The 2,288-nt window shown below is 66.7% G+C and carries 1 protein-coding gene; it reads left to right on the top strand.

What is annotated here, in order from left to right:
* Nucleotides 1-2,288: double-strand break repair helicase AddA (addA, locus tag EN893_RS29770; RefSeq protein ID WP_128362014.1), on the top strand; the 2,288-nt coding region annotated here is incomplete at both ends.

The following is a 2,288-nucleotide window of genomic DNA, read 5'->3' as shown; positions in this document are numbered from 1 at the left end:
GAGCGCTATCTCTCGGCCGCCAATGCCATCGTCGAAACCACCGACCGGCTGGCCCTGTTCCGGATGCTGGAGGGTACAAGAGCGGCGCTGACCATCGCCGACTGGCTGATCGCCCGCTACGAAATGCTGAAGCGCAGCCGCGGCTTTCTCGATTTCAACGACCTGATCACCCGCACCGTCAACCTGCTGGCGCGGCCAGACGCCGGCCCCTGGGTGCAATACAAGCTTGACCAGGGCATCGACCATATCCTGCTCGACGAGGCGCAGGACACCAGTCCGGACCAATGGGAAGTGGTGAAACGGCTGGCGGAAGAATTCTTTGCCGGCTTTGGCGCGCGCGACAGGGTCCATCGCACGGTCTTCGCGGTCGGCGACGAGAAGCAGTCGATCTATTCGTTCCAGGGGGCTGCCCCGGACTCCTTCGCCGACAGCCGGCTGTTGTTCGCGGGACGGGTGCGTGACGCCGAGGCGTCCTTTGCCGATCTCAAACTGACCTGGTCGTTCCGCTCGACCGACGACGTTCTTACCGCGGTCGACCGCGTCTTCGCCGACGCGAGCGTGCGGCGCGGCATCAGCCATGATCCCGATCCGCTGCGCCACCAGGCGATCCGCACCGACGCACCGGGCTATGTCGAGGTGTGGCCGTCGGTCGGCGCCGATGTCGTCGATGAGCCCGACGACTGGACGCAAGCCATCGACCATGCGCACGCGCCGGCGGTGCGCGTGGCTGAGAACGTCGCCGCCACAATCGCCGGCTGGATCGGCAGTGGCGAAATCATCGAAGGCCGGGGCAAGCGGCTGCGGCCGGGCGATGTGCTGGTGCTGGTGCGCAAGCGCGACCGCTTCGTCCATGCGCTGACCCGCGCACTCAAACGCCGCGACATTCCGGTTGCCGGCGCCGACCGGCTGAGCCTGCCTGGACACATCGCGGTCAAGGACCTGATTGCGCTCGGTCATCTCCTCATCCAGCCGCAGGACGATCTGTCGCTTGCCGCCGTGTTGCGCAGCCCGATCTTCGATCTGCCGGAAGAGACGCTTTTCACGCTCGCCGCGCAGAGGCCGTCCGGCTTGTCGCTGATCGCGTCGTTGCGACAGCACGCCGGCGAAAGCGAGAGACTGGCGAAGATCGTCGCCCAGGTCGACATCTGGACGAACGAGGCCGCCTTCAAACCGGTGTTCGAGTTTTACGCTGGCCTGCTGGCGCGTGATGGCGTGCGCCGCAAGATGATCGCGCGGCTCGGGCCCGAAGCCGGCGACATTCTCGACGAGTTCCTCAGCTTCTGCCTGGCCGAGGAACGGACCGGCCTGCCGGGGCTGGAAGCCTTCCTGTCGACGCTGGAAAACGCCGGTCCTGAGATCAAGCGCGAGATGGACCAGACCCGCGACGAGGTCCGGGTCATGACCCTGCACGCTGCCAAGGGCCTGGAAGCGCCGGTCGTGTTCCTGGTCGATGGCGGTTCCGCCCCGTTCAGTGACCAGCATCTGCCGCGCCTGATGCCCTTCGATGGCTCCGGCGCGAATTGGGACGGCAAGGGCTATCTCTGGCGCTCTGCCAGCGACGTCGCCAACGGCTTTTCCAAAGCAGCGGCGGCGCGGGCACGGGAACTCGCCGACGACGAATACCGCCGGCTGCTCTATGTCGGCATGACCCGTGCCGAGGACCGGCTGATCGTCTGCGGCTATCACGGCAAGCGAGCGCCGAACGCCGGCACCTGGCATTCGATCGTCAGCCGCGCGTTGATCGGTGCGCCGGAAAGCGAGCAGCGTGCGCATCCCGCCGGCGGCGAGCCGGTGCATCGTTTCCATGTCACCAAGCTGCCGCCGGTCGCACTGGCTTCCGGCGAGCAGGCGCGGCCGACGGATGCTTTCGGACCTCTGCCGGCGACCTTGTTCCGGCCCTTGCCCCCCTTCGAGGATCTGCCGCGTCCGCTGTCGCCATCCGGTGCTGCGGCGCTGATAGACGAAGGCAAGGAAGCTGTGGTCGACAAGGCGTCGCCGGTGCTCGACGCCGATGCCGAGCCGGGCTTTGCGGTGCTGCGCGGGCTTGCCCTTCACAAACTGCTGCAGATGCTGCCGGGCATTGCCGAGCCCGAACGCCAGCGCGCGGCGGAGCGCTATCTCTTGCGAACGGGTGCGGACTGGCCTCCGTCAGAGCGCGAAAAAGCCCTGGCGTCGGTCACATCAATCCTTGCGGATCCCGGCCTCGGTCAGCTGTTTGCGCCGTCGTCGCGTGCTGAGGTCGCGATCATGGGCAGCCTGGAAGTAAAGGGCAAAAAGCGCTCGATTTC

Origin of the sequence: Mesorhizobium sp. M7A.F.Ca.CA.004.04.2.1 (genome assembly GCF_004022825.1) — a bacterium.
GTDB lineage: Bacteria > Pseudomonadota > Alphaproteobacteria > Rhizobiales > Rhizobiaceae > Mesorhizobium.
Note: the sequence above shows the minus strand (reverse complement) of the source record. Positions and strands in the feature narration are given on the sequence as shown.